The organism is Arthrobacter sp. GMC3 (assembly GCF_002929305.1).
GTDB lineage: Bacteria > Actinomycetota > Actinomycetes > Actinomycetales > Micrococcaceae > Specibacter.
Genome location: NZ_PJIO01000034.1, coordinates 1 through 5510, shown reverse-complemented (window position 1 = coordinate 5510; position 5510 = coordinate 1). Strand labels below are relative to the sequence as shown.

General features: G+C 53.0%; 2 rRNA genes. Both read right to left on the bottom strand.

The window, feature by feature from the left end:
• Nucleotides 1-121 precede the first annotated feature (121 nt).
• Nucleotides 122-3284, bottom strand: a 23S ribosomal RNA gene (locus CXQ94_RS21180).
• 507 nt (nt 3285-3791) lie between these two features.
• A 16S ribosomal RNA gene (locus CXQ94_RS21175) occupies nt 3792-5329 on the bottom strand.
• The 16S and 23S rRNA genes sit together here, the layout of an rRNA operon.
• Between the last annotated feature and the right edge of the window lie 181 nt (nt 5330-5510).

Sequence of the window (5510 nt, the reverse complement as noted above, 5' to 3'; positions counted from 1 at the left end):
TGAACAATAAACCTGGGTTTGTTGTTTGGGAACCACATAGTGAACGCGAGCATGCTTTGACTCTGTAGGGTCTACGAATAGCTTTTGAAGGTTTATTCGTTCCCGGTGTAGGAGTTTTTGTGTGGTGTAAGTTATCGGCCTATTAGTACCGGTCAGCTTCACGAGTCTTTAGTCCTCGCTTCCACGTCCGGCCTATCAACCCAGTGGTCTAGCTGGGGGCCTCTCACACTTGATGTGTATGGAAATCTCATCTCGAAGCGAGCTTCCCGCTTAGATGCTTTCAGCGGTTATCCCATCCGAACGTAGCTAATCAGCGATGCACTTGGCAGTACAACTGACACACCAGAGGTTCGTCCGTCCCGGTCCTCTCGTACTAAGGACAGCCCTTCTCAAATTTCCTGCGCGCGCAGCGGATAGGGACCGAACTGTCTCACGACGTTCTAAACCCAGCTCGCGTACCGCTTTAATGGGCGAACAGCCCAACCCTTGGGACCTACTCCAGCCCCAGGATGCGACGAGCCGACATCGAGGTGCCAAACCATGCCGTCGATATGGACTCTTGGGCAAGATCAGCCTGTTATCCCCGAGGTACCTTTTATCCGTTGAGCGACGGCCATTCCACAATGTGCCGCCGGATCACTAGTCCCGACTTTCGTCCCTGCTCGAGGTGTCCCTCTCACAGTCAAGCTCCCTTGTGCACTTACACTCGAAACCTGATTGCCAACCAGGCTGAGGGAACCTTTGGGCGCCTCCGTTACTTTTTAGGAGGCAACCGCCCCAGTTAAACTACCCATCAGGCACTGTCCCTGACCCGGATTACGGGCCGAAGTTAGATGTCCAAAGTGACCAGAGTGGTATTTCAACGATGACTCCACCACAACTAGCGTTGTAGCTTCACAGTCTCCCACCTATCCTACACAAGCCACTCCGAACACCAATACCAAACTATAGTAAAGGTCTCGGGGTCTTTCCGTCCTGCTGCGCGTAACGAGCATCTTTACTCGTACTGCAATTTCGCCGAGTTTATGGTTGAGACAGCGGGGAAGTCGTTACTCCATTCGTGCAGGTCGGAACTTACCCGACAAGGAATTTCGCTACCTTAGGATGGTTATAGTTACCACCGCCGTTTACTGGGGCTTAAATTCTCAGCTTCGCTCACAAGTGAGCTAACCGGTCCTCTTAACCTTCCAGCACCGGGCAGGAGTCAGTCCGTATACATCGTCTTGCGACTTCGCACGGACCTGTGTTTTTAGTAAACAGTCGCTTCCCCCTGGTCTCTGCGGCCCACACCCGCTCACGGACAGCTAGTGTCCTTCACGGGGCAGGCCCCCCTTCTCCCGAAGTTACGGGGGCATTTTGCCGAGTTCCTTAACCATAATTCTCTCGATCGCCTTAGTATTCTCTACCTGATCACCTGTGTCGGTTTGGGGTACGGGCGGTTGGAACCTCGCGTCGATGCTTTTCTAGGCAGCATAGGATCACCGAATTCCCCCATACGGGGGTCCCATCAGATCTCAAGAGTGTCAATCAAATGACTACGCGACGGATTTGCCTATCGCGTTCCCTACATCCTTAGACCGGGACTACCATCGCCCGGCTCGGCTACCTTCCTGCGTCACACCTGTTAATACGCTTACCTCCCTGACTCAGGTCCCACGCTCCCCTTCTAGCCTGGCCCGAAGGCACTCACCAGAAAGTTTGGGTGGTTAGTATTATCAGTTCAATATGGGCGGTTCTTCACCGGTACGGGAATATCAACCCGTTGTCCATCGACTACGCCTGTCGGCCTCGCCTTAGGTCCCGACTTACCCAGGGCAGATTAGCTTGACCCTGGAACCCTTGATCATTCGGCGGACGGGTTTCTCACCCGTCTTTCGCTACTCATGCCTGCATTCTCACTCGTGTGGGCTCCACCGCTAGTTCACACTGCGGCTTCAATGCCCACACGACGCTCCCCTACCACTCCAAACCCCTGAACCAACTTACGTTGGCTAGGGCAGTGTTTGAAATCCACAACTTCGGCGGTGTACTTGAGCCCCGCTACATTGTCGGCGCGGAATCACTTGACCAGTGAGCTATTACGCACTCTTTTAAGGATGGCTGCTTCTAAGCCAACCTCCTGGTTGTCTAAGCAATCCCACATCCTTTCCCACTTAGCACACGCTTAGGGGCCTTAGTTGGTGGTCTGGGCTGTTTCCCTCTCGACTATGAAGCTTATCCCCCACAGTCTCACTGCTACGCTCTGACTTACCGGCATTCGGAGTTTGGCTGACGTCAGTAACCTTGTAGGGCCCATTAGCCATCCAGTAGCTCTACCTCCAGTAAGAAACACGCAACGCTGCACCTAAATGCATTTCGGGGAGAACCAGCTATCACGAAGTTTGATTGGCCTTTCACCCCTACCCACAGCTCATCCCCTCCATTTTCAACTGAAGTGGGTTCGGTCCTCCACGCGCTCTTACACGCGCTTCAACCTGGCCATGGGTAGATCACTTCGCTTCGGGTCTAGATCACGCCACTGCATCGCCCTATTCAGACTCGCTTTCGCTACGGCTTCCCCACACGGGTTAACCTCGCGACGTAACACTAACTCGCAGGCTCATTCTTCAAAAGGCACGCCATCACAAGAACAACTACCCCAAAGGGCACGCTTGCTCTGACGGATTGTAAGCACACGGTTTCAGGTACTATTTCACTCCCCTCCCGGGGTACTTTTCACCTTTCCCTCACGGTACTTGTCCGCTATCGGTCATTAGGTAGTATTTAGGCTTATCAGGTGGTCCTGACAGATTCACACGGGATTTCTCGGGCCCCGTGCTACTTGGGATACTCTCCAGGGAGTGCACTGCATTTCGGTTACGGGACTCTCACCCTCTACGGTCGGCCATTCAAAACCGTTCACCTATACATGCACCATTCCCCTCAACGAACCGGCAGATTCGTAACGGTGAGTCCCTCAACCCCGACCATGCAACGCCCGCCGGCTATCACACATGGCACGGTTTAGCCTGTTCCGCGTTCGCTCGCCACTACTAACGGAATCACTATTGTTTTCTCTTCCTGTGGGTACTGAGATGTTTCACTTCCCCACGTTCCCTCCACACACCCTATATATTCAGGTGTGGGTCATCACCTCGCCTTGCGACGGGTAACGGGGTTCCCCCATTCGGACACCCTCGGATCAAAGTTCGGTTATCAACTCCCCGAGGCTTATCGCAGATTCCTACGTCCTTCTTCGGCTCCTAATGCCAAGGCATCCACCGTGTGCCCTTAAAAACTTGACCACACAAACAGTCAACAAAACTATATCGAGAGAACCATGAAAACCAACACCAACAACCAAAGGCTATTAGCATCAGATCCAGGTTCATCATTTTCTCAAAGAAATTGCTTCTTTATAAAGATGCTCGCGTTCACTATGTAGTTCTCAAACAACAACCCCACCACACACACCCCAACCACCCAACACACACACGTGTGTCACACAGTGACCGGTTAGTAACATGGGGGAAACCAGAAACAAACAACTCTCGTTGTTGCTTCAGGACCCAACAGTGTGCCAAACACCCGACCATCACTCACGTGTTGAACTATGCGTCTCTTTTCCTCACCAGCTACAAGAGCTCGTGGTACTCGGTGACGTTCAACAGTAGAAACGACCACATTATTTTATTGATATTCCACCCTTGAGCAACTCACCCGAAAACGAACGTTTCGGCAATGAGTCTTTACTCCTCACACCACCAATACGTCTCCATGCGGAATCGATCGTGGTGTTTGGTGCTCCTTAGAAAGGAGGTGATCCAGCCGCACCTTCCGGTACGGCTACCTTGTTACGACTTAGTCCCAATCGCCGGTCCCACCTTCGACAGCTCCCTCCCCACAAGGGGGTTAGGCCACCGGCTTCGGGTGTTACCAACTTTCGTGACTTGACGGGCGGTGTGTACAAGGCCCGGGAACGTATTCACCGCAGCGTTGCTGATCTGCGATTACTAGCGACTCCGACTTCATGGGGTCGAGTTGCAGACCCCAATCCGAACTGAGACCGGCTTTTTGGGATTAGCTCCACCTCACAGTATCGCAACCCATTGTACCGGCCATTGTAGCATGCGTGAAGCCCAAGACATAAGGGGCATGATGATTTGACGTCGTCCTCACCTTCCTCCGAGTTGACCCCGGCAGTCTCCTATGAGTCCCCACCATAACGTGCTGGCAACATAGAACGAGGGTTGCGCTCGTTGCGGGACTTAACCCAACATCTCACGACACGAGCTGACGACAACCATGCACCACCTGTAAACCGACCGCAAGCGGGGCACTTATTTCTAAGTGTTTCCAGTTCATGTCAAGCCTTGGTAAGGTTCTTCGCGTTGCATCGAATTAATCCGCATGCTCCGCCGCTTGTGCGGGCCCCCGTCAATTCCTTTGAGTTTTAGCCTTGCGGCCGTACTCCCCAGGCGGGGCACTTAATGCGTTAGCTACGGCGCGGAAAACGTGGAATGTCCCCCACACCTAGTGCCCAACGTTTACGGCATGGACTACCAGGGTATCTAATCCTGTTCGCTCCCCATGCTTTCGCTCCTCAGCGTCAGTTAATGCCCAGAGACCTGCCTTCGCCATCGGTGTTCCTCCTGATATCTGCGCATTTCACCGCTACACCAGGAATTCCAGTCTCCCCTACATCACTCTAGTCTGCCCGTACCCACCGCAGATCCGGGGTTGAGCCCCGGACTTTCACGGCAGACGCGACAAACCGCCTACGAGCTCTTTACGCCCAATAATTCCGGATAACGCTTGCGCCCTACGTATTACCGCGGCTGCTGGCACGTAGTTAGCCGGCGCTTCTTCTGCAAGTACCCTCAACCAGACAAAGCCTGGCCTTGTTCCCTACTGAAAGAGGTTTACAACCCGAAGGCCGTCATCCCTCACGCGGCGTCGCTGCATCAGGCTTTCGCCCATTGTGCAATATTCCCCACTGCTGCCTCCCGTAGGAGTCTGGGCCGTGTCTCAGTCCCAGTGTGGCCGGTCACCCTCTCAGGCCGGCTACCCGTCGTCGCCTTGGTGAGCCATTACCTCACCAACAAGCTGATAGGCCGCGAGTCCATCCAAAACCAATAAATCTTTCAACCAAACCCCATGCGAGGAAAAGTCAATATCCAGTATTAGACCCAGTTTCCCAGGCTTATCCCAGAGTTAAGGGCAGGTTACTCACGTGTTACTCACCCGTTCGCCACTAATCCCCCCAGCAAGCTGGAGTTCATCGTTCGACTTGCATGTGTTAAGCACGCCGCCAGCGTTCATCCTGAGCCAGGATCAAACTCTCCGTTAATAACTAAACAGACACACACACCCACACCGGAAAAAGGTAATGAGTGCATGCACTAAATTCGAAACCAGCTATAGACCGATCATCACCACAGGGGCGGCAACAACCAATCAAATAACCAATTCAATATAAATAAATTGGTATCAATAAAACTTGGCACACTATTGAGTTCTCAAACAACAAC